The organism is Sorangium sp. So ce834, assembly GCF_051521425.1.
In the GTDB taxonomy this organism is placed as follows: domain Bacteria; phylum Myxococcota_A; class Polyangia; order Polyangiales; family Polyangiaceae; genus Sorangium; species Sorangium cellulosum_D.
The window spans coordinates 2,072,856-2,095,336 of record NZ_CP150351.1 but is presented as its reverse complement, the minus strand read 5'-3'; the positions used below and the strand labels follow the sequence as shown (position 1 = coordinate 2,095,336).

The following is a 22,481-nucleotide window of genomic DNA, read 5'->3' as shown; positions in this document are numbered from 1 at the left end:
TGAAGGACTCTGAGTACTCTCTCGCCTCAAAGCCTGTCTCCGCTCCCCGGAAACGGTGACCAGATCCTCCGTAAGCGGATCAAATCAGGCTACAACTTCTCTGACACGGGGGGCCAGGATGCCCCTCATCCGCGGTCGCTGGCGATGCGCCCGTCGACGATCTCGATCACCCGGTCGCACTGCTCGGCGATGCGCGGATCATGGGTGACGACGAGGAACGTCGTCCCCAGCTCCCGGTTGAACCGCCGCATCAGCGCGAACACCTCCGCCGACGACTCGCTATCGAGGTTCCCCGTCGGCTCGTCCGCCAGGACGAGCGGCGGCCTTCGCGACAGCGCGCGCGCGATGGCCACGCGTTGCGCTTGGCCGCCCGAGAGCGCGGTCGCCCTGAAGTTCATCCGCTCAGCGAGCCCCACCGCCCCGAGCAGCTCGGCCGCGCGCGCCTTCATGGTCGACGAAGGGAATCCCTCGTCGCCCCAGGCGGGCAGCATCACGTTCTCGAGCGCGGTGAACATCGGCAAGAGGTGGTGGAACTGGAACACGAAGCCGAGCGTCCGCGCGCGAAGCCGGGTGAGGCTCGCCTCGTCGAGCCCCGTCGTGTCCTTGCCGTCGACCACCACGCGCCCGCGCGTCGGCCGGTCGAGCAGGCCGATGATGTTGAGCAAGGTGCTCTTGCCGGAGCCGGACGGGCCGATCAGCGCGGCGAACTCGCCCTTCTCGATCCGGAGATCGACGCCGTCGAGCGCGCGCGAGACGACGGCCTGGCCGTATTCCTTCACCACGCCTTCGACGACGAGCAGCGGATCAGCCATTGCGGATCGCCGACGCCGGATCGAGCCTCGAGGCGCGCCGCGCGGGGAGCACGGCGGCGAGGAGCCCCACGCTGACCGCGAGGGCGGTCGCGAGCACGAAGAGCTCGAGATCGAGCTGCACGGGGAACTTCGGGGCGCCGTCGGGCCCGCGCACGAGGCCCTCGAAGAGCTTCGACAGGAGCGCACCGAACGCCGATCCGACGAACGACCCGAGGAGCCCGAGCACCGCGCCCTGGATCAGGAAGATGCGCAGGACGCGGCCCCGCGACGTGCCGACCGCGCGGAGGACACCTATCTCGCGCGACTTCTGGACGACCGACACGATGAGCACGCTCGCGATCCCCAGCGCGACCGCGAGGACGACGAAGAACTGGATCATGCTCTTCGAGCTGCTCTGCGCCGAGAGGCCGGTGAGCAGCTCGGCGTTGATCTTCATCCAGCTGTCCGCCTTCAGCCCCGTCCTTCCGCGCAGCTCGCCCGCGACGGTCTCGGCGGCGAACACGTCGGCGACCTTGAGCTCGATCGAGGTCGCGCCGCCGGGGAGCGCGTAGAGCGTCTGCGCCCTGCGGAGCGACGTGATCACCCACGTCTTGTCGACCGCCTCGTTGCCGAGCGAGAAGACGCCCGTGATCGCGACGACATCGTCGATCCCTTCGGTGGTCGTGATCCGGATCTTGTCGCCGACGCCGACGCCGAGCTCGCTCGCGAGCACGGCGCCGATGACCGCGTCGCCCCCGGCGACGTCGAACCGGCCCGCGCGCATGCGCCTCCGGACGTCGATGATCGCGAGGAAACGCTCGGGATCGACGCCACGCACGACGATGGCGTTCTTCGCCTCGGCGCGGACGGCGAAGCCGGCGCCCACGATCGCCGGCGACGCGGCGATGACGCCGGCGGCGCGCTCCGCGTCGGCCATGACGAGCGGCCACTGGTCGATGGAGCGAAGGCGCTGCGGCGCGGGCTGCACGGAGCGCGCGACGGCGCGATCGTGCGAGGGGTCGACGAGCGGACGCGGCGCTTCGCGCGGCACCTGCAACGTGATGTGCGGCTGCGAGCCGAGCGTCTTGTCGATGAGCGACCCCTGGAGGCCGTTGATGAGCGCGGAGAGGAAGACGATCACGCTCACGCCCACCGACACCGCCGCGAGGATCAGCGCTGTCTGCCCCTTCGCGTCGCGCAGGTAACGGAGCGCCACGAACCACTCGAACGGCATCTCAATCGAGCTCCGTGCGCACGCGCTCACCCGGCGCATGGACCCGTCCGTCGGGCAACACGACGACGCTCCCCTCGTCCAGGCCCTCGACGACCTCGACGGCGCCCTCTCCGCGGATGCCCAGCTTCACGTCCTTGCGCACGAGGCGATCGCCCTCGACCGCGAACAGCCAAGGCGCCGGCGTCGCCGCGTCGCGCACGGCGTCGCTCGGAACGACGAGCGCATTCTCGCGCCGAGCGACCGAGAGATCGATGGAGACGGTCATATCGGGCAAGAGAAAGGCCGGCGCGCTCGGCACCGCGAGGCGCACCTCGACACTGCCCCTCTGCGGATCGATGGAAGGCGCGATGTAGCTCACCTCGGCGTCGAACACCTGTTGCGGATAGGCGTCCGCAGACGCGCGCGCCTTCTGCCCCAGCGCGATCCATGCGAGGTTCCGCTCATCGGGTTGGAAGACGAGCTGCGGGCTGCCGTCCGCGGCGAGCACCATCAACGTTCGCGCCGGCTGCACGACGTCGCCGGGCTCCACGGAGCGCGCGAGCACGACGCCGTCCTGATGCGCCACGATCCGCGTCTGCGCGAGGCGAACGTTCGCGCCGACATACTGCGCCTGCGCCTGGAGGAGCGCAGTCAGCGCGACGCGGGAGTCCGCGCCCATCGGGGTCGAAGCGATGCGTTGCGCCTCCGCCGCGACCTTTTGCGCGCGCGCGAGCTCGACGCTGTGCTGGGCGTTGTCGAGCTCGGCTTGAGCGACCGCCCCCGACGCCGAGAGCTCTCGCACCCGCGCGAGCTCGACCTCGGCACGCTCGAGGTTCGTCTCCGCCTGACGAAGCGCCTCCGTCGCGACGATCGCGCCGACGCGGCGGAGCTGCTCGACGCGCGCGTTCGCCTGGTCGACGGCGGCCTTCGCCTGCGATGCCGCCGCGCGCGCCTCGGCGTCGTCGATCTGCACGAGGAGATCGCCCGCCTTCACGCGTTGCCCCTCGATCGCGCCGACCGCGACGACGAGGCCCGGGACCTGCGCCGCGACCTGAACGCGCGTCGGCACCCTCACCCGTCCGCTCGCGACGACGCGCTGCTCGAGCGCCTTTCGAGCGGCCACGGCGACCTTCACCTTGGGTCCACGCGCGCGCACCGCGATCACGATCGTGGAGGCCGCGAGCAACGCGATCAGGATCCAGAGCCCAGGGCGCCGGAAGAGCGTCCGCATCGGCCGGACGGTCTACCACCGAACCGGCGCGGCCTGCGAGGCCCGTCACGCGGAACGTGGGCGCGGGAGAAACGACGAAGCCCCCGAGGCATGTACCTGGTGCGCTCCGTGAACCGCGCGTCGCTGCGAAGTTCGCAAGGAGAGAAGAGTGGCTCCAGCTGCTGGACTCGAACCAGCGACCCGGCGGTTAACAGCCGCCTGCTCTACCAACTGAGCTAAGCTGGAATGCGTCGGAGACGGGCGCGAGAATAGTCGGCCAGCCCTTCCCGTCAAGCGAATCCGCACCGCGCTTCACTTTGGTGACACGCGCGTGAGCTCGCCCGCTCCCTCCCCTCCTCTCCTCCTGCCCGCGCTCCGCCTTCCCCCTCGCCCGCTCCCGCGAGATTGCCCGCCTGGCGTGCTTCTGCGAGAACCGCGCCGTGTCGCGCGCCGCCGAGCCCCTCCCGCCGCCCGAAGCCTCCGCCCCCTCGCAGGCCCCTCCGGACCCCGCGCAGGCCGCCCCGTCCCCCGCCGCGCCCTCTCCCGCCCCCTCCGCCGCCCGCTCCGCCGGCCGCGGCGGCCTCGCCATCGCCGGCGCCAAGGTCTCCTTCATCGTCTTCGGCTTCGTCCAGCAGCTCATCCTCCCCCGCCTGCTCGGCACCGACGGCTACGGCGCCGTCTCCGTCGTCTTCGCCGGCGTCGGCGTCGTCAACAACGTCATCGTCGCCACCGGCATCCAGGGCGTCTCCCGCGCCGTCTCCAGCGTCGCCGACCGCGACGCCGCCGAGGCCTTCCGCCGCACCCTCGCCCTCCACGCCGTCCTCGCCGTCGCCGTCTCCTCGGCCTTCGCGCTCCTCGCCGGCGCCATCGCCGACTTCTCCGAGGCCCCGCACGTCGCCGGCCCGCTCCGCCTCGCCGCCCTCGTCGTCCTCCTCTACGGCCTCTACGCCCCGCTCGTCGGCGCCCTCAACGGCCAGCGGCGGTTCCTCACCCAGGCCGGCTTCGACGTCGGCTACGGCGCGCTCCGCACCGCCAGCATCGCCGCCGGCGCCCTCCTCTTCCTCCGCGCCGGCCACAGCGGCGTCCTCGGCGCCATCGCCGGCTTCGTCGCCGCCGCCGCCATCATCGTCCCCCTCGCGGCCCTCAAGACCGGATTCGGCCGCCCCGGCAACGCCGGCCCCTCGATCCGCGAGCACCTCGTCTTCCTCCTGCCCCTCGCCGTCTCGCAGACCTTCCTCAACTTCCTGCTCCAGACCGACTTCTTCCTCCTGCGCCGCTTCCTCGGCCAGGCCACGAGCGGCCTCGCTCTCGGCGCCAGGGCCGCCGACGACCTCATCGGCGTCTACCGCGGCGCGCAGCTGTTCGCGTTCCTCCCCTACCAGCTGCTCCTCTCCGTCACCTTCATCCTCTTCCCCATGCTCGCCCGCGCCCACGCCGAGAACGATCGCGCCGCGGTCCGCCGCTACGCCATGACCGGCGTGCGCCTCTCGTTCCTGCTCACCGGCCTCCTCGTCGCCCCCATCTCGGGCCTCGCGCCCCACGTGCTGCGCTTCGCCTTCCCCGTCGAGATCTGGAGCCGCGGCGGCGACACGCTCCGCGTCCTCTCCCTCGGCATGGGCGCCTTCGCCATCCTCGGCGTCGCCTCGGCCGCGCTCACGAGCCTCCACCGCGAGCGCACCGCCGCCGCGCTCACCGCCGCCACGGTCCTCCTCGTCGCCGTCGGCTGCTCCGTCTCCGTGCCCCGCGCGCCGTTCGGCCCCGACATGCTCGTGAGCTCCGCGACCGCCACCTCGCTCGCCCTCGCCACCGCCGCGGTCGTCGCCGGCGCCCTGCTCCACCGCGCCGCCGGCGGCTTCGTCCCCGCGGCGACGGCGCTCCGCGTGGGCCTCGCGCTCGCCGCCGCGATCGCCGTCGGCGCGCGGCTGCCGTGGCTCGGCAAGATCGCCGTGCTCGGCGAGGCGATCGCCGTCGCCCTCGTCTACCTCGCCCTCCTCGTCGCCACGCGCGAGGTCGGCCGGGACGACCTCGCCGTCCTGCGGCAAGCGTTCGGCCGCAGAGGCCGCCCGGTATGAGCCGAGCGGCGATCGCCGCCCCGCCAGCGCCGCCCCCGACGCCCGCCGTCGACGCCTCTTGACCGACAGCCGGCAATCTCGCATACGCGGGTCTCCCCGATCCCGAACGCGGCCGGAGCCCGCTCGGTCGACGCGCGGTCGACCCGGCGCTCGCCCTTCCCCGCTCCCGTCTGCCCGCCGGGCTCGCACACGCAGGAGATACCGTGGCGCCTCAATTCATCTTCACGATGCAGGATGTCCGGAAGGTGCACCCCCCGAACAAGGAGGTGCTCAAGGGCCTGTGGCTCTCCTTCTACCCGGGCGCGAAGATCGGCGTCCTCGGCGCGAACGGCGCCGGCAAGAGCACCCTGCTCCGCATCATGGCCGGCGTCGACAAGGAGTACCTCGGCGAGGCCAAGCCCGCCGACGGCATCCGCATCGGCTACCTCGCCCAAGAGCCGCAGCTCGAGGCCGGCAAGACCGTGCAAGAGCACGTCGAGATGGCCGTCCACGACGTGCGCTCCCTCGTCCAGCGCTTTGAGGAAATCGGCGCCAAGCTCGGCGAGTCGCCCCCCGACATGGAGGCGCTCCTCGAGGAGTACGCCGCGCTCCAGGACAAGATCGAGGCCGCGAACGGCTGGGAGATCGACCGCGTCGTCGAGCGCGCCATGGACGCCCTCCGGCTGCCCCCGCCCGACGCCGACGTCACGAAGCTCTCCGGCGGCGAGCGCCGGCGCGTCGCCCTCTGCAGGCTCCTCCTCGAGAAGCCGGACATCCTGCTCCTCGACGAGCCGACAAACCACCTCGACGCCGAGAGCGTCGCCTGGCTCGAGCGCTTCCTCCACGAGTACCCCGGCACCGTCGTCGCCGTCACCCACGACCGGTACTTCCTCGACAACGTGGCGGGCTGGATCCTCGAGCTCGACCGCGGCGCCGGCATCCCGTACGAGGGCAACTACACCGGCTGGCTCGAGCAGAAGAAGAAGCGCCTCGAGCTCGAGCAGAAGCAGGAGAGCGCGCGCAAGCGTACCCTCGAGCGCGAGCTCGAGTGGGTGCGCATGGCCCCGCGCGCCCGCCAGGCCAAGAGCAAGGCCCGCCTCGCCGCCTACGAGTCGCTCCTCGCCGAGGACAAGTCGAAGAAGGTCGAGGAGAACGAGATCGCCATCCCCGCCGGCAAGCGCCTCGGGAACGTGGTCGTCGAGGCCGACCACCTCCGCAAGGGCTTCGGCGATCGCGTCCTCATCGACGACCTCACCTTCTCGCTCCCGCGCGGCGGCATCGTCGGCGTGATCGGCCCGAACGGCGCCGGCAAGACCACGCTCTTCCGCATGATCATGGGCCTGGAGCAGCCCGACGGCGGCGCGCTCCGCATCGGCGAGACCGTGGAGCTCGCGTACGTCGACCAGTCGCGCGACGCCCTCAACCCGACCAACAGCGTCTGGCAGGAGATCTCCGGCGGCGAGGACCGCCTGGTCGTCGGCAAGCGCGAGGTCAACTCGCGCGCCTACGTCGCGAGCTTCAACTTCGCCGGCAGCGACCAGCAGAAGAAGGTCCGCGACCTGTCCGGCGGCGAGCGCAACCGCCTCCACCTCGCCAAGCTCCTCCGCCGCGGCGGCAACGTCCTCCTGCTCGACGAGCCCACGAACGACCTCGACGTCGACACGCTCCGCTCGCTCGAGGAGGCGCTGCTCAACTTCGCCGGCTGCGCCGTGGTCATCAGCCACGATCGCTGGTTCCTCGACCGGATCGCGACCCACATCCTCGCCTTCGAGGGCGACAGCAAGGTCGTCTGGTTCGAGGGCAACTACGCCGACTACGAGGCCGACCTGAAGCGCCGCCTCGGCGCCGACGCCGCCGAGCCCCGCAAGATCCGCTACCGCAAGCTCACCGCGAGCTGACGTGGCGCAGAGCACGGCCGCCCGCGGCGCACCACCCTCGGAGCACGGTTCCGAGCTGGCGTGACGCGGGCGCCCGCACTAGCTCTTTCCCCGCATGGTCCGGAGCCCCCTTCGCGCGTGGTGCGCATGGCTCGGCGTGGCCGCCGCGGTCGCGACGACGGCCGTGGCCGGCTGCCGGGACGCCGCCGAGATCCGCTCGCCGTTCACGGCGTCCGCGTCGCACGCGGGCGGTGGCGGGGCCGCGGGAGAGGGCGGCGCCGGCAGCGGGGGCGCGAGCGGCGTCGGCGGCTCGGGCGGCCACGGCGTCGGCGGCTCGGGCGGCCACGGCGCCGGCGGCTCGGACGGCGACGCCGGGCCGGTCGACCCGCCGCCGGAGGCCGCGCCGCTCTCGATCGTCACGTGGAACACAAAGGATTTCTTCAACGATCGGGAGGACACCGAGGGCGGCGGCGAGATCGTGCTCAGCACCGCGGAGTATCGCGAGAAGCGCGAGGCGATCGCGGCGGTGATCGAGGAGCTCGATCCCGACGTGGCGGTGCTCCAGGAGGTCGAGCACCTCAGCGTCCTCAAGGACCTGAACCGCATCGAGCTCGGCGGGGCGTACCCCCATGCCGCGCTTGTCGAGGCGTACGATCCGCGCGGGATCGACGTCGGCGCGCTCTCGAAGATCCCCTTCGACAAGGTCGTCTCGCACCGGGACGACCGCTTCACGCTGCGCGGGACATCGGGGCCCGTGTACACGTTCGCCCGCGACTGCCTCGAGCTCCACCTCACCCGGGGCGGCCGGGAGGTCATCCTGCTGGGGGTCCACTTCAAGGCCAAGTCGGCGCCCGACGACCCCGACCGGCGCCTCGCCGAGGCGCAGCACACCCGCGCCATCGCCGACGCGCTCGCCGCGGAGCGCCCCACCGCCGTGATCGCCGTGCTCGGCGACTTCAACGACGTGCCCGGCTCCCCCCCGGTCGAGGCCGTCGCCGGCGCCGGCCCGGGCGCGTTCGAGGACGTCGCGGCCGCGGCGCGGCCCGCGGACCAGTGGACGTATGACTTCCGCGGACAGCTAGAGCTCATCGACCACCAGATGGTCAACCCGCTGCTCTGGCCGATGCTCGACCCGCGCTCGATCCGGATCCCCCACGGGCCGTCGATCGAGGACGCGAGCGACCACGCGCCAATCTTTTCCGCATACAGGATCACCCCGCCCACGTAAGCGTTCCACCGCGCATCAGCTAAGCTGCGCCCCGATGCACGGCACGAGGAGAAAGGGCTCCCCGCCGAGAGCCCGCCGGGACTGGGGGCGCCTCGCCGTGCGCGTGCTGTGCGTCGTGTTCGCGGTGATCGGGGCGGTCCCGCTCGCGGTCGGCTTCCTCGTGCGCACCGAGACGGTGCGGGCCTGGGCGGCGGCCGAGACGGCCGCGCTGCTGGAGAGCAAGCTCGGCATCACGGCCCGCTACGACGTGCGCGTCCAGGCCTGGCCGCTCATGGTCGGCCTGAACCGCCTCGTGGTCGACTCCTCGGACGGCGGCGCGCCGTTCCTGGAGCTGGAGCGCGTGGCGATCCGCCCGCGCCTGTTCTCGCTGCTCGCGGGGCGCATCGACGCGGGCGACGTCGAGATCATCGGGCCGCGCGTCCGCGCGGTCGTGAAGGACGGGGAGCTCCGCAACTTCAAGCTCCCCGAGACCGGCAAGAGCAGCAGCGGCGGCGGGCTCGACCGCGCGCCGCTCTCCTCGGTGGCCATCACCGACGCGCGGGTCGACCTGACGATCGACAACGTCCGCGTCCAGGCCCGCGAGGTCGACGTCGACGTCTCCGCCGAGCCGTCCGACGTGTTCGAGATCGCGATGCGCTCCGGCCTCGCCTCGGTCGTGCACACGCACCCCGCGCCCGGCCGCGAGGCCGAGGAGGACAGCGTCGACGAGGACGTGATCTGCCGCTTCGACACGCGCATCAGCGTCGAGCCGGACCGCGCCCTCGTCCGCCGGCTCATCCTGGAGGGCGCCGCCGACTTCGATCCGGATCCCGGCACCGCGCCGCCGTGCGATCTCCAGGGCGGCGACTGGCGCCGGGTGGAGCTCGAGCTCGGCGCCCTCCGCGCCGTCGGCCTCGGCGGCGGCATGCCCCACCGGATCGAGGGCCGCGTGCGGGCGCGCCTGCCGGTGCCGATCGTGCACCGCTTCGTCAGCCTGCCGCCCGCGTCCGGCTCGGTCGCGATCGACGTGGACGCCGAGTACGACGCGGCGGCCGCGCCGCTCGGCCTCGCGCTGCCGCGCGTGAAGGGGACGCTCGCGCTCGACCAGCCGGGCCTCGACGGCCGGGTCTTCGTGACGCGCCTCTCGGGCAAGCTCTCGACCACGCCCGACGCCGTGCAGCTCTCCGACGCCGACGTGGCCTGGGCCGACGGCACGCTGAAGATCTCCAGCGCGGAGATCAAGCCGTTCGAGAAGGGCATGCCGCTCCAGGCGGGGCCGATCGACCTCGCCGACATCGAGCTACCCGGCCTGCTGCGCGACCTCGGCGTGCACCCGCAGGCGCACGTCGCCTGGACGCTGCGCGAGGGCCGTTTCGATCGCTTCGGCGGCACGCTGGTCCCGCTCTCCCTCGAGGGCCCGCTCGCCGTGCAGACGCGCGGGTTCGACATCTTCGATCGCCCGACCAAGGACCCGGCGCGCCAGCGCCTGATGGGCGTGAAGGAGGGCGCGGTCCGCGGCTCGTTCCAGGTGCGGCCGAACGCCGTCGTGCTCTCCGGCTTCTCGGTCGACACGCCGAGCTCGCACCTCCGGGCCACCGTCTCGCTCGGCTTCAACGACCAGCTCGGGGTCGAGGTCCACCCGGGCTCGCGCGTGGATCTCGCCGAGGTCTCGCCGCTCGCCGCGCTCGAGCTCGCCGGCGTGGCGTCGCTGAGCGCCTCGATGCACGGCTCCTACGCGCACCCGAAGCTCAAGGGCGAGGTCGGCATCGAGAAGTTCGTGTTCGCCGGGTTCCCGGTCGGCGACCTCGAGCCGTCGCCGGTCGCGTTCGAGCCGCTCGCCGTGACGCTCGAGAACGCGCGGGTGCGGCACGGGGCGAGCCGCGTGCGGGTCCCGTCGCTCAAGGTCGACTTCGACCCGGCGGGCAACCTGCCGAAGGGCCGCCCGCTCGACAGCTCGTCGGGGATCGTGGTCGTGGACGCGGCCGTGGACACGCGCGAGGCGCCGCACCTCGGCGCGCGCGACCTCCTCGAGATGCTCCGCCTCGACAAGGATCCGCGGTTCGCGGCCTACAAGGCGACCGCGAGCGGGACGGCGCGGGCCCACTTCGCGCTGGGCGGCCGCGAGGACCGCTGCGGCGGCGGCTACCTCGCCGTGAGCGCCGGGATGCGGCTCAGCGGCATCGAGCTGCTCGAGGAGCGCTTCGACGAGGGCGAGGTCGACCTCAACCTGATCTGGGACGATCAGGCCGCCGGCGGCGACGGGATGCGGCTCGACGTCCGCTCGGCGTCGCTGCGCAAGGGCACGGGCTCGGTGCTGGCGAGCGTGTCCGTCGCGCACGGCGGCGCGCTGAAGGGGAGCGTCATCGCGAGCGGCCTCCCGCTCACGCGCATCGACGCGCTCGGGCCGGCGGGGTCGCTGTTCGACGGCTCGGTGTCGCTCGTCGCCAGCCTGGGCGGCACCGTGAGCAGGATGGCCGGCTTCGCGGACGTCCACGTCTCGCGCATCGGCATCCGGCGCTCGCACGCGAGCCTGCCCCCGTCGCGCGTCGAGCTCACGATCGTGCCCCAGGACAAGCCGCCCAAGGTCCTCGGCAGGACGCCGATCTGCGGCAACCCGGTCGGCGCGCCGTTCGACCCGGCGGAGTTCGAGCGCGACCTGCCCGACGGCTCCTTCGTCGCGAACGGCTCGCTCTTCGGCGGGCAGGTCGCGCTGGAGGGGGTCCGCGTCACGCGCCAGCAGCGCAAGATCGTGGACGGCAGGGCGCGCATGGACGCGCTCGACCTCGGCACGCTCGCGAACCTGATCCCGGGCGTCGCGTTCTCGGCGGCGACGCCGAAGGGGACGCTGACCGCGTCGCTCGACATCGAGCGGCTCCCGCTCGCGGATCCGAAGCAGGCGGCGCTCACGCTGACGGTGGGCGCGCTGAAGCTCGAGCGGGAGGGCCAGGGGGTGCACCTCACGGCCCCGAGCGGGCCGATCCGCCTCGCGGGCAACGCGCTCACGGTGCCGGAGCTCCACATGGAGGCGCACACCGCCTCGCGCCTGTCGGCCGCGTTCACCGCGTCCGGCGAGGTGAAGCGGGTGTTCACCGCGCCGGACCTCGACGTCGCGATCCGGGTCAGCCCGACGAAGCTGGCGCGGCTCAGCGCCGACATCCCGCAGATCCGGCACGCGCGGGGGACGGTGCAGGCCGACGTCCGGATCACGGGGCCCCTCCAGGGGCTGCGCTACGCGGGCTCGGCGACGCTCAAGGAGGGGGAGCTCGACGTCGTGGGGCTGCCGGTGTCGCTCGACGACATCGACGTGGAGATCGCGATCGACGACGATCTGGTGCGCCTCACGCGGGCGACCGCGCGGGTCGGCACGGGCACGGTGAGCGCGGTCGGGAACATGCCGGTGCGGGGCCTGAACCTCGGCATGGCGACGGCCTCGATCGTGGCGACCGGCGTGAAGCTGCCGGTCGCGGACGGGGTGAACCTCACCGCGAACGCGAACCTCGTGGCGCGCTTCCAGCCCGGCGTCGAGGACGACGCGTCGGGCGAGAAGAACCTCCCGCACGTCGAGGGCAAGATCACGCTCACGTCGTTCAACTACACGCGCCCGATCCTGATGAGCATGGACCTCGGCGACCTCACGGGCCGCCAGCGGACGACGGTGCAGACCTACGACCCCGCGGCCGACGCGGTCCGGTTCAACGTGGTCGTGCTGTCGCCGAACCCGCTCCACTTCTCGAACGATCTCGCGGACATGCGGCTCGAGGTCTCGCCCACGGGGCTCGAGCTCTCGGGCACGAACCAGCGCTTCGGCGCGCGCGGGTCGCTGCGCATCCTGCCCGACTCGAAGCTGATGCTGCGGAGCACCGAGTTCAACGTGCGGGAGGGCTACGTCCGCTTCGACGACCCGTTCCGCATCGCCCCGAAGGTCGACGTGCGCGCCGAGAGCGAGTACCGCCGCTACACGGCGATGAGCAGCTCCGCGGCGGACTCCGGCGCGGAGGCGCCGTCGGCCGCGAGCGCGGGCATCGGCGCCGGCGCGAACGCGAGCGGGCACTGGCGCATCAAGCTGCACGCGCAGGGCGACGCCGACAACCTGCAGCTCAACCTGACGAGCGATCCGCCGCTCAGCCAGGAGGACATCGTCCTGCTCCTGACGCTGGGGATGACGCGCGCCGAGCTCAACCAGGGGGTGGTGTCGTCGCTCGGCGAGACGATGGGCCTCGAGGCGCTCTCGTCGCTGACCGGCGCGGACAAGGCGGTGAAGACGATCGTCCCCATCATCGACGAGTTCCGCTTCGGCACGGGCTACTCGTCCAAGAACGGCGCGCCGGAGCCGACGGTGACGCTGGGCAAGCGCATCACGGACGCGGTGCGGGCCAACGTCACGACGGGGCTCTCGCAGGGCAGCCAGGTGCGCGCGGGCGTCGAGGTGAAGCTCAGCGACCGGATGAGCGTGCAGGGGTCGTACGACAACGCGAACGACGCCACGAGCTCGCCGCTCGGCAACGTGGGCGCCGACCTCCGGTGGCGGCTCGAGTTCGAGTGACGTCCGGGCGGCGGCCGTCAGGCGGGCGCGGCGAGCGCCGCGTCGAGGGCGCCGTAGCGGTCGTCGCGGCCGGACACCCACTGCTTGTGGCCCATGAGCTCGAAGATGCGCCGGTGCTTCGGGTTCTTCCAGGTCATGCTGAGCAGCGCGCGCTGGAACGCCTCGGCCTTCGCCTCGGGCAGCGCCGGCAGCGCGTCGAACATGGCGAAGTCGTAGGCCGGCGTCGTCCAGAGGACGTCGACCCGGCGGAGGTCGATGTGGCCGCTCGCCTGCTCGGCCAGCCACACCGCGTCGCCGACCGCGGCCGCCTGCGCCTTGCCCTCGTGCAGCGCCGCGAGCGCCTGGACCTCGCTCGTCGCGGTGTCCCCGTGCTTACCGAGGTCCACCTCGAACGGCATGAGCTGGATCTTGTCGACGGCCACCCCCGCCTGCCGGAGGAAGTGGAGCGGCAGGATGCGCGCGTGCGCGGAGTCGGCGCTCCCCACCGCGAGGACCTTGCCCTCGAGGTCGCTGAGCGCGCCGACCGCGGCGTCGCGACGGACGAGGAGCTTGCTGTGGAAGTCGCGGTCGATCTCGCGCATGGCGAGCGAGCGGGAGCGGCCCTCGGTGTGCCGCTTCACCCGCACGTGCGAGATGGCGCTGTTCCAGGCGACGTCGATGTGCCCGCGGATCAGCGCCTCCGCCTGGCGCTCGTAGGTAGAGAAGAGCGCGAAATCAATCAGGATTCCATGTTCTCGGAAGTGCTCGCGCAGGCTATCCCACAGCGTCACCACCTTGAGGTCGTGCGCCACGGCGCCGACAAGCATCGCCAGGTCCTTCATCCGGTGCCTCGCACGGGCGGCGACGCTAGCACGAGGTCCGCCCGCCGAGAGCCCCGCGTCTCGCACCTCGGCGCCTCGAGGCGTCGATCGGGTCGGGCCTGGGCCTCCGGGGCGCTGGAGCTCGCGCGTCCCGTGTTGGGGCGCGAACGGGGCGCGGCGACGGGCGGATGGGGGCGGGCGCGCCGCGGCGGCGCGGGGCGCGGCGGCGAGGTGGCCGCGCGGGCGGCCTCTTGCCAAAACGCGGCCCAACCGGGCTACGCTGCGCTCCTCGTGCACGCCGGCGCCGGTTCATTTCGTTTTCGTGCCCCGGCGCTCCGCGCCTGATGGCTCGCTTCCGCTCCGTCCTCATTCCCCTGGCGCTCGGCCTCTTGCCGCTCGGTGTGCTCGCCGTCCCCGCGCGCGCCGACGAGGCGCCCGTGCGCGTGGCCCAGGCTGACGAGGAGGACGCTGGCAGCTCGAACCAGGTTCAGGTCAACCCGGGTCGGGGCAACCCCAACCTCAACCCGGGTCGGGTCAGCAACCCCAACCCCGGTCAGGTCAACCCGAGCCCCAACCCGGGTCGGGTCAGCAACCCCAACCCGGGTCAGGTCAACCCGACCCCCAACCCCGGTCAGGTCAGCAACCCCAACCCCGGTCAGGTCAACCCGGCCCAGCCGAACCCCAACCCGGGTCAGGCCAGCCCCGCGGAGCGCGCCGGGCCTCCGGGCGACGCCGGCACCGAGGCCACCGACGTGCCGTCGCTCCAGCAGCCGGTCGCCCTCGGAGAGCTCGTCGGCAAGCCGATCGTCCGCATCGACGTCGCCGCGCTGGGCGACCGCTGGGTGATCGTCTCGCCGGTCACCAGCGTCGAGCTCGGTGAGCCGCTCAGCCCCGACGCCGCACGCCGCGCGATGCGCGAGCTGCTCGCCTCCGGCAACTTCGCCCGCGCGTCGGCCGAGGCCTACCTCCTGCCGGACGGCGCCGCGCTCCGGATCACCGTCGTCCCGCGCCGGCTCATCGCGACCATCCAGATCACCGGCGGCGCGCTCGATCGGCAGGACACCCTCGAGGCCGCCAGCATCGCCGAGAACGGCGAGATCACCGCCGCCGCCCTCGCCGAGATCGGCCCCCGCATCCGCGCGTTCTACGCGCAGCACGGCTACCCCGCGGCCGCGGTCACGGTCCGCGCCGTCGACACCGACGATCGGTCGCAGATCGTCCTCGCCCTCGACATCGAGGCCGGCGCCCCGCGCGTCGTCTCCCAGCGCGTCTTCGTCGTCGACCCGCGCGCGGGCCGGGAGCTCGGCGCGCTCAAGGACAGCTACCGCCTCGGCGTCGGCGCCCGCGTCGACGAGCCCGCCCTCGCCGAGGCCGACCGCGAGATGGCCGAGCTCCTCCGCCGGAGCGGCTTCCATGACGCCGAGGTCTCCCACCGCGTCCTCGCGGTCGGCCCGAACAACTACCTCTACGTCTACCTCGACCCGGGCGCGCGCATCGTCCCCGCCTTCGACGGCAACCGCGCCTTCGACGACGACGCCCTCGAGGACGCGCTCGGCCTCGGCGAGACCACCGAGACGAAGCCGGACGATCTCGCCGACCGGCTCACCGCGTTCTACATCGCCCGCGGCTTCCTCGACGCCAAGGTCACCCCGTCGCTCGGCGGCAAGCCGGAGGATCCGGTCCGCCACCTGACCTTCACCATCCGCGAGCACGAGCAGGTGCGCGTCACGAAGCGCGTCTTCCCCTGCCTCACCGGCGACCTCAGCCCGGACGACCTCGGCCGCGAGATCGAGAGCTTCCTCGAGGAGGACCTGCCCGGCGCCGACGCCTTCTCGATGCCCGACCCGCGCGGCATCTCGGACCTGTTCGGCCCGACCCGCGGCGCCGGCGGCCGGGCCAAGCCGGTCGAGCTCATCCCGGCGATGACGTACGCGCAGGAGACCTACGAGCGCGCCCTCAAGCACCTGCGCGACCTCTACTTCAGCAAGGGCTACCTGAACGCCGTCGTCGGTCCGGTCTCGGTGCTCCGCGCCACCTGCTCGCGCCGCTCTCCGCCGGGCGCCTGCATCCCCGAGCCGGTCACCGAGCGCGTCACGGCCCAGTGCCGCACCGACGCGCTGGGCCTCCCCGTCCCCGAGCCGCCCGTCCCCGCCGCCCTCACCTGCCGGCCCGACCCCGCGCGGCACATCGCGTGCGCCCCCGAGGTGACGCTCCGCATCCCGGTCCACCCCGGTCCGCAGACGCGGCTCTACGATCTCGCCTTCGAGGGGAACAAGGGCTTCTGCGGCCAGCCCGGCCTGAGCGAGCGGGACCGGAATTTCTGCGCCGAGGAGAGGCCGTTCAGCGAGCGCTGGCTCGGCCAGGTCGCGGACCTGAAGGTCGGCCAGCCGCTCTCGACGCTCGACCTCGACGCCGCGCGGCTGCGCATCCTCGATGCCTACCGCGACCTCGGGTACGCGTTCGCCGAGGTCCGCACGGCCATCGAGCCCTCGCCCGACCGCACCCGCGCCCGCGCGCGGTTCATCGTGTCGGAGCGGGATCGGGTGATGGTCACCGGCATCGTCGTCAAGGGCGCCGTCCGGACCGACGAGCAGCTGATCCTCCGCCGCGTGCTGCTCCGCGAGGGCGCGCCGTTCCGGCAGTCGCAGGCGCGCCTGAGCGAGGAGCGCATCGCCACGCTCGGCCCCTTCTCCAGCGTGTCCATCTCGCTGGAGGACCCGGAGGTCCCGCAGAAGAACAAGCGGGTCATCATCCACGTGGTCGAGCAGCTGCCGCAGTACCTGAACCCGCAGATCGGGTTCTCGACCGGCGAGGGCGTGCGCTTCGCCTTCGAGTACGGACACCGCAACATCGGCGGCCTCGCCATCGGCCTCACGATGCGCGTCCAGCTCAGCTACCTGTTCGAGTTCATGGTCGTGGACCCGGCGGCGCAGCGCCACTACCACGAGCTCGACGACGACGATCAGCTGGAGCGCCGCAACACGATCTCTGTCACGCTCCCGGACATCGGCCTCGGCCCGCTCGTCAGCCTGTCCCTGTCGGGCATCGACGTGCGCGACAACCAGCTCGACTTCGGCTTCACGAAGCAGGCGCTCATCCCCGCGCTCACCTATCGCCCGCGGCGCGCCATCACGACGCAGCTCGCCGTCTCGACCGAGATCAACGACGTCGGCTTCTTCCCGGGCGCCGTGGGCACCGAGAAGCGGGACATCCTCGATCAGCTGCGCATGCCCGAGGGCCGCACGATCGCCCTGGCGCAGCGGATCGATGCGTCCTGGGACACGCGCGACACCCCCTTCGCCGCGACCCGGGGATTCCTCCTCTCCGGCGGCATCGAGCACGTCGACGCGTTCGACGCGTTCGCCTCGGCGAGGGCCCAATCGAGCTTCCCCGAGAGCCATTTCTTGCGGTTCACGGGCCGCGTTTCGGGCTACATCCCCCTCGCGCCCCGGTCGCGGCTCACCCTCGCGCTGAGCCTGTCCGGAGGGTACATCCAGCCGCTCGTCGCCCAGAGCGGGACGTACCCGGACCGCCTGTTCTTCATGGGCGGCGTCGACTCGCTCCGCTCCCACCTGGCCGAGTCGCTGTACCCCGAAGACGGGCTGAAGGAGGCGAGGAAGGCGCTCGGCCCGAACGCCGAGGTCTCGACCGACGATATCCCCCGCGGCGGAACGGTGATGGTGAACCCGCGCGCCGAGCTGCGCATTCCGCTGACCGATCTGCTCCAGCTCGGGCTCTTCCTCGACGCGGGCAACCTCTGGATCCAGGCGAGGAACGTGAACCTCGACCCGCGGCGGCTCCGCTACGGGCTCGGCGCCGGCCTGCGGGTGAACACGCCCATCGGCCCCCTGGCCTTCGATTACGGCTTCAACCTGGCCCCGCGCGAAGAGCTCGACGAGATCGGCGGCGCCCTCCACTTCTCCGTGGGGCTCTTCTGACGGGCGGCGTCGCGGCCGCCGGCCGACCCGACCGAGGTTGAGCCTCGGGGGGCGCCGGCCGACCCGACCGAGGTCGAGCCTCGGGGGGCGCGGGCGGCCGCCCCTGTCAGCGCGCCGTGGCCGCCTTCATCTCGCGGACGAAGCTCGCGATGGAGCGCGCGGCCGCCTCCGGATCGCCGAGGTTCGCCGCGACCCGCTGCACGACCGCGGACCCGCTGACCACGCCGAACGCCCCGGCGGCGAGGGCGTCGCGCACGTGCTCGGGCTTCGAGATGCCGAACCCGAGGATCGTGGGCGGCGCGCCGAACCGACGCAGCGTCTCGAAGAGCCCCCCATGGCTGAGGCGCAGCTGCTCGTCCGCCCCCGTCACGCCCTTGCGCGTGACGCAGTAGGTGTACGCACCGCACCGCTCCGCGAGCAGCTCCAGCGTCGACTCCGAGGCGTTGAGCGGCGCGATCAGCACCGGCGCCACGCCCGCCGCGCGCGCCGCCGCGACGTACGGCTCCGACTCCCTCACCGGCACGTCGGCGACGAGCACGCTGTCGACCCCCGCCGCGGCCACCGACGCATAGAAGCCCTTGAGGTCGCGGTGCTTCACCAGGTTCGCGTAGGTCAGGATGCCGACCGGCACCTCCGGCGCCTCCGCCCGGAACCGCGCGAGCAGCTCGATGCAGTCGGGCGGCCGCACCCCGGCCGCGAGCGCCCGCACGGCGGCGGCCTGGACCGTCGGGCCGTCAGCGATCGGATCCGAGAACGGGATCCCGACCTCGATCGCATCCGCGCCGCCCTCCACCGCCGCGCGGAGCAGCCGCGCGCTCGTCGCGAGGTCGGGATCCCCGAGCATCAGGAAGGGGATGAACGCCCCCTCGCCCCGCTGCCGCAGCCGCTCGAATGCGCCATCGTAGCGCGTCTTCACCGCCACCCGACTCATGCCGACCTCCCGGGATCGAGCAGCCTTTGCGCCTGCTCCATGTCCTTGTCTCCGCGGCCCGACAGGTTCACGACGAGCACCGTCTCTCGCCCTGCCTGCGCCGCCTCCGCCGCCATCTTCAGCGCGTGCGCGACCGCGTGCGCCGACTCGAACGCCGGGATGATGCCCTCGCTGCGCGCGAGCCGCTGGAACGCGTCGAGCGCCTCGTCGTCCGTCGCCGCCACGTACGTCGCGCGGCCCGACGTCATGAGGTGCGCGTGCTCCGGCCCGACGCCGGGATAATCGAGGCCCGCCGACACGGAGTGCGTCTCGGCGACCTGCCCGTGCTCGTCCTGGAGGATGTAGGTCTCCGACCCGTGCAGCACGCCCGGCCGGCCCTTGAGCAGCGTCGCGCCGTGCTTGTCGGTCGACAGGCCGTGGCCGGCGGGCTCGACGCCCACGAGCGCCACGCCCTTGTCCGGGATGAACTCCGAGAAGATCCCCATCGCGTTGCTGCCGCCGCCCACGCACGCGACCACCGCGTCGGGCAAGCGCCCCTCGATCTCCAGGATCTGGGCGCGGGCCTCGCGGCCGATCACCCACTGGAAGTCGCGCACGATGGTGGGGAACGGGTGAGGCCCGGCGACCGTCCCGATCAGGTAGTGCGTGTCCTCGTAGCTCTCGGTCCAGTAGCGCAGCGCCTCGTTGAGGGCGTCCTTCAGCGTCTGCGTGCCCGAGCTCACCGGCACCACCTCCGCCCCCATGAGGCGCATCCGGAAGACGTTGAGCCGCTGCCGCTCGACGTCCTTCGCGCCCATGTAGATGCGCGTGGGCATCCCGAGCAGGGCGCCGATCATCGCGGTGGCGACGCCGTGCTGGCCGGCCCCGGTCTCGGCGATCAGCCGCCGCTTGCCCATGCGCCGCGCGAGCAGCCCCTGGCCGAGCGCCTGGTTCGTCTTGTGCGCGCCGCCGTGGAGCAGGTCCTCGCGCTTGAGGTACACCTTCACCCGCGGGTCGCCGGTCAGGTTGCGGCACAGGGTCAGCGGCGTCGGGCGCCCGGCGTAGCTCGTCAGCAAGGCGTTGAACTCCGCCGCGAACGATGGATCGCCGCGCGCCTCCAGGTACGCGCGCTCGAGCTGCTCGAGCGCGGGCACGAGGATCTCCGGGACATAGGCGCCGCCGAAGGCGCCAAAGCGGCCGCTTTGCTGCATGGTGATTGCCTCGATCGTCGATGGTGCGTGGTGCGTTGTGGAAGATGGGGTTCAGGGAGACGCGCGGTCCGCCGGGGCCGCGGGGCCAGGGTCGTGGCGCGAGGGGCCGCGCGCGGCGTCGAACAGCCGCGCGAGCAGCTCGGCGCACTTCTCGCCGGGCGCGCGCTCGACGCCCGAGCTCACGTCGAGCGCCCAGGTCCCCACCCGGCGCGCCGCGGCGATGTTGTCCGGCGTGAGCCCGCCCGCGAGCAGGCTCCGGCCCCGCGCCGGGTGGCCCTCGATCGCGCTCCACGCGAACGTCCGCCCGGTGCCGCCGCGCGCCTCGGCCGTGCGCGTGTCGAAGACGAGCCGATCGGCGCGGCGCTCGACCTCGGCGCCCGCGCCGGATGCGCCGGCGGCGCCCGGCTGGCCGGCAGCGCCCGCGGCGCCGGCCGCCTCGCCGGACGGCGCCATCGGGACCGCCTTCCAGACCTCGCACCCCTCCGGGAGCGCGCGCCGCAACCCCTCGACGTACGCGGCGTCCTCGTCGCCGTGCAGCTGCACGGCGCGGAGCCCGAGCGCGCGCGCCGTATCGGCGACGAAGTCCGCGGGTTGATTCAAGAAAACGCCGACGAACGCCAGCCCTGCGGCGGTGGCGATCGCGATCTCGGCCTGCTCGCGCGTCACCCGCCGCGGCGAGGCCTCGGCGAAGACGAGGCCGCCGAAGCGGGCCCCGAGCCGCTCCACCTCGCGCGCGTCCCCGGGGCGGGTCAGGCCGCAGACCTTCACCCTGCCGTTCACCAGCGCGCGGGCGGCGTCGGCGATGTCGGGGCTGCGCATGAGCGAGGTGCCGACGAGGAAGCCGTCGACCGAGGGCGCGAGGCGCTCCACGTGGGCGCGCGACTCGACGCCCGACTCGGCGATGACGATCCGGTCGCGCGGCACGCGCGGGGCGAGCCGCTCCGAGACGGCGAGATCGACCTTGAGCGTCTTGAGATCGCGGTTGTTGATCCCGATCACGGGCGCGGGCAGCGCGAGCGCGCGGTCGAGCTCCGCCTCGTCGTGGACCTCGACGAGGCAGTCCATGCCGAGCGCCTCGGCGGCGCCCAGACAGAGGAGCGCGGTCGCGTCGTCGAGCACCGACATCATGAGCAGGATCGCGTCCGCGCCGTGCGCCCGCGCCTCGACCACCTGGTAGGGGCTCACGACGAAGTCCTTGCAGAGGATCGGGACGTCCAGGACCGCGCGCACGGCCTGGAGGATCTCGAAGCTGCCCTGGAAGAAGGGCTCGTCGGTCAGCACGCTCACCGCGTCCGCGACGCCGTAGTAGGCGGCGGCGACGGCGTGCGGGTCGAAGTCCGGCCGGATGAGGCCCTCGGACGGAGAGGCCTTCTTGCACTCCAGGATGAACCGCGCCCCCGGCGCGGAGAGCGCGCGCCGGAGGCTCCGCGAGGTGGGCGGGGCGTTCGCCCTGAGACCGGCGAGCGGTGTGCGCCGCTCGCGCTCTGCCACGTCCGCCCGCTTTCGCTCCACGATGCGCGCGAGCACATTGCCTTTCTCAGCCATGATTCGCCTCCTTGCGCGCTTCTTGGGACGCTTCCCGGCTCAGCGCCACGAAGCGCGCGAGCCGCTCGGCCGCGCGACCCGAGCTCAGCACGTCGAGCGCGGAGGCCGTCCCTTCGCGCAGGCTGTCGGCGCGCCCGCCGATCCAGAGCAGCGCCCCCGCGTTGATGGCGACGGCCTCGCGGTGCGCGCGCTCGCCGCGGCCGGCGAGGAGATCGCGGAGCCACGCCGCGTTCTCCGCCGGGCCGGCGCCCCGGAGCGCCTCGGGCGGCGCGGGCGAGACCCCGGCGTCCGACGGGTCGATCGTGAGCTCCTCGACGACCCCGTCGCGGAGCCGCGCCGCGCGCGTCGGGGCGTGCAGGGCGATCTCGTCGAGGCCCCCGCCGTGCACGACGAGCGCGGCCTGGCACCCGAGCATCCCGAGCGTGCGGGCGGCGTGGCCGACGAGCGCCGGGTCGTAGATGCCCATCACCTGGATCGGCGGCGCGCTCGGGTTCACGAGGGGGCCGAGCAGGTTCATGATCGTGCGCACCTTGAGGGCGCGGCGCACCGGCATCGCGTGGCGCATGCCCGCGTGGTACTGGGGCGCGAAGAGGAAGCAGAAGCCGACCTCGTCGAGCGCGCGGCGCGAGACCTCGGCCGGCGGGTCGAGCCGGGCGCCGAGCGACTCGAGGACATCGGCCGAGCCGCACTGGGACGAGACCGAGCGGTTGCCGTGCTTGGCCACCGGCAGCCCCCCTTCGGCGGCCACGAACGCCACGGCGGTCGACACGTTGACGGTGCACTGCCCATCTCCGCCGGTGCCGCAGCAGTCGGCGTACGCGTAGGCCGGCCGCGCGAACGGCGCCGCGGCACCCCGGAGCGCGCGCGCGGCGCCCGCGACCTCGACGGGTGTCTCGCCCTTCGCCTTGAGCGCGACCAGCAGCGCGGAGAGCTCGAGCTCGGTCAGCGCTCCCGCGAACGCGTCGCGAAACAGCGCCTCCGCCTGCTCGGCGGAGAGGTCCACCCCCGCGCAGAGCGCGTCGATGACTGCATGCATCATGGTTCGCTCCTCATGTTCACGGTCGTTCCGGCAGACACTGCTCCTCGGGATTCGAGCGTCGGACTGCGGCGCCCTGCATAGCGGACAAAAACGAAAAGGCCCACCGTTGTTCGGCGGGCCCTCTTTCTTCTATCTTCAGGTCGGCC

The 22,481-nt window shown here is 72.9% G+C and carries 13 protein-coding genes and 1 tRNA gene; 5 read left to right on the top strand and 9 right to left on the bottom strand.

The annotated features are described in order from the left end of the window. Window positions 1–125: 125 nt before the first annotated feature. From WMF20_RS07520 to WMF20_RS07505, 4 genes are all read right to left on the bottom strand, one after another. Window positions 126–812, bottom strand: coding sequence for an ABC transporter ATP-binding protein (locus tag WMF20_RS07520; RefSeq protein WP_437611905.1), 687 nt, complete (start codon window positions 810–812; stop codon window positions 126–128). Then, on the bottom strand, window positions 805–2,025 hold the full coding sequence (locus WMF20_RS07515; protein WP_437611903.1) for an ABC transporter permease: 1,221 nt from the start codon (window positions 2,023–2,025) through the stop codon (window positions 805–807). Before WMF20_RS07515 ends, WMF20_RS07520 begins: the two co-directional genes overlap by 8 nt. A gap of 1 nt (window position 2,026) precedes the next feature. Then, window positions 2,027–3,235, bottom strand: coding sequence for an efflux RND transporter periplasmic adaptor subunit (locus WMF20_RS07510; RefSeq protein ID WP_437611901.1), 1,209 nt, complete (start codon window positions 3,233–3,235; stop codon window positions 2,027–2,029). 149 nt (window positions 3,236–3,384) lie between these two features. Continuing rightward, window positions 3,385–3,460: transfer RNA gene (locus tag WMF20_RS07505), tRNA-Asn, on the bottom strand. Window positions 3,461–3,654: 194 nt separating this feature from the next. Between WMF20_RS07505 and WMF20_RS07500 the strand changes: the two genes are divergently transcribed. The 4 genes from WMF20_RS07500 (at window position 3,655) to WMF20_RS07485 (ending at window position 12,892) form a co-directional block, all read left to right on the top strand. Next, window positions 3,655–5,286, top strand: a complete 1,632-nt coding sequence (locus WMF20_RS07500) for a lipopolysaccharide biosynthesis protein (RefSeq protein WP_437611899.1) — start codon at window positions 3,655–3,657, stop codon at window positions 5,284–5,286. Between the two features lie 203 nt (window positions 5,287–5,489). Next, a complete protein-coding gene (ettA, locus tag WMF20_RS07495) occupies window positions 5,490–7,163 on the top strand; it encodes an energy-dependent translational throttle protein EttA (protein ID WP_129573686.1) in 1,674 nt (557 codons plus the stop codon). Window positions 7,164–7,257: 94 nt separating this feature from the next. Then, a complete protein-coding gene (locus WMF20_RS07490; protein ID WP_437611897.1) occupies window positions 7,258–8,370 on the top strand; it encodes an endonuclease/exonuclease/phosphatase family protein in 1,113 nt (370 codons plus the stop codon). 34 nt (window positions 8,371–8,404) lie between these two features. Further along, the gene (locus tag WMF20_RS07485) at window positions 8,405–12,892 is read left to right on the top strand and encodes a translocation/assembly module TamB domain-containing protein (protein WP_437611895.1); all 4,488 of its coding nucleotides are present in this window, start codon (window positions 8,405–8,407) and stop codon (window positions 12,890–12,892) included. A 17-nt stretch (window positions 12,893–12,909) separates the two neighbouring features. Here WMF20_RS07485 and WMF20_RS07480 read toward each other — a convergent pair whose 3' ends face one another. Then, the gene (locus tag WMF20_RS07480) at window positions 12,910–13,713 is read right to left on the bottom strand and encodes a phosphate/phosphite/phosphonate ABC transporter substrate-binding protein (protein ID WP_437611893.1); all 804 of its coding nucleotides are present in this window, start codon (window positions 13,711–13,713) and stop codon (window positions 12,910–12,912) included. A gap of 323 nt (window positions 13,714–14,036) precedes the next feature. Here WMF20_RS07480 and WMF20_RS07475 point away from each other — a divergent pair, with 323 nt between their 5' ends. Beyond that, window positions 14,037–17,630, top strand: coding sequence for a POTRA domain-containing protein (locus WMF20_RS07475; RefSeq protein WP_437611891.1), 3,594 nt, complete (start codon window positions 14,037–14,039; stop codon window positions 17,628–17,630). A 106-nt stretch (window positions 17,631–17,736) separates the two neighbouring features. On the opposite strand, the gene trpA is transcribed toward WMF20_RS07475, so the two are convergent. From trpA to trpD, 4 genes are read right to left on the bottom strand one after another with little or no spacing between them, the layout of a single operon-like run. Beyond that, window positions 17,737–18,561 (bottom strand): tryptophan synthase subunit alpha, encoded by an 825-nt coding sequence (gene trpA / locus WMF20_RS07470; protein WP_437611889.1) that lies wholly within the window; start codon window positions 18,559–18,561, stop codon window positions 17,737–17,739. After that, the gene (trpB, locus tag WMF20_RS07465) at window positions 18,558–19,751 is read right to left on the bottom strand and encodes a tryptophan synthase subunit beta (protein ID WP_129573682.1); all 1,194 of its coding nucleotides are present in this window, start codon (window positions 19,749–19,751) and stop codon (window positions 18,558–18,560) included. Before trpB ends, trpA begins: the two co-directional genes overlap by 4 nt. Before the next feature lie 51 nt (window positions 19,752–19,802). After that, window positions 19,803–21,296 carry a bifunctional indole-3-glycerol-phosphate synthase TrpC/phosphoribosylanthranilate isomerase TrpF gene (trpCF, locus tag WMF20_RS07460; RefSeq protein WP_437611886.1) on the bottom strand — a complete coding sequence of 498 codons (1,494 nt, stop codon included), beginning with the start codon at window positions 21,294–21,296 and terminating at the stop codon, window positions 19,803–19,805. Then, window positions 21,289–22,332: an anthranilate phosphoribosyltransferase gene (gene trpD, locus WMF20_RS07455; RefSeq protein WP_437617088.1), complete on the bottom strand. Its 1,044-nt coding sequence runs from the start codon at window positions 22,330–22,332 to the stop codon at window positions 21,289–21,291. Before trpD ends, trpCF begins: the two co-directional genes overlap by 8 nt. Between the last annotated feature and the right edge of the window lie 149 nt (window positions 22,333–22,481).

What these genes read in the sequence shown, in the direction of transcription:
- WMF20_RS07520 (WP_437611905.1), bottom strand. Translation starts at nt 812, where the DNA reads ATGGCTGATCCGCTGCTCGTCGTCGAAGGCGTGGTGAAGGAATACGGC.
- WMF20_RS07515 (WP_437611903.1), bottom strand. Translation starts at nt 2,025, where the DNA reads ATGCCGTTCGAGTGGTTCGTGGCGCTCCGTTACCTGCGCGACGCGAAG.
- WMF20_RS07510 (WP_437611901.1), bottom strand. Translation starts at nt 3,235, where the DNA reads ATGCGGACGCTCTTCCGGCGCCCTGGGCTCTGGATCCTGATCGCGTTG.
- WMF20_RS07490 (WP_437611897.1), top strand. Translation starts at nt 7,258, where the DNA reads ATGGTCCGGAGCCCCCTTCGCGCGTGGTGCGCATGGCTCGGCGTGGCC.
- WMF20_RS07485 (WP_437611895.1), top strand. Translation starts at nt 8,405, where the DNA reads ATGCACGGCACGAGGAGAAAGGGCTCCCCGCCGAGAGCCCGCCGGGAC.
- WMF20_RS07480 (WP_437611893.1), bottom strand. Translation starts at nt 13,713, where the DNA reads ATGAAGGACCTGGCGATGCTTGTCGGCGCCGTGGCGCACGACCTCAAG.
- WMF20_RS07475 (WP_437611891.1), top strand. Translation starts at nt 14,037, where the DNA reads ATGGCTCGCTTCCGCTCCGTCCTCATTCCCCTGGCGCTCGGCCTCTTG.
- trpA (WP_437611889.1), bottom strand. Translation starts at nt 18,561, where the DNA reads ATGAGTCGGGTGGCGGTGAAGACGCGCTACGATGGCGCATTCGAGCGG.
- trpB (WP_129573682.1), bottom strand. Translation starts at nt 19,751, where the DNA reads ATGCAGCAAAGCGGCCGCTTTGGCGCCTTCGGCGGCGCCTATGTCCCG.
- trpCF (WP_437611886.1), bottom strand. Translation starts at nt 21,296, where the DNA reads ATGGCTGAGAAAGGCAATGTGCTCGCGCGCATCGTGGAGCGAAAGCGG.
- trpD (WP_437617088.1), bottom strand. Translation starts at nt 22,332, where the DNA reads ATGCATGCAGTCATCGACGCGCTCTGCGCGGGGGTGGACCTCTCCGCC.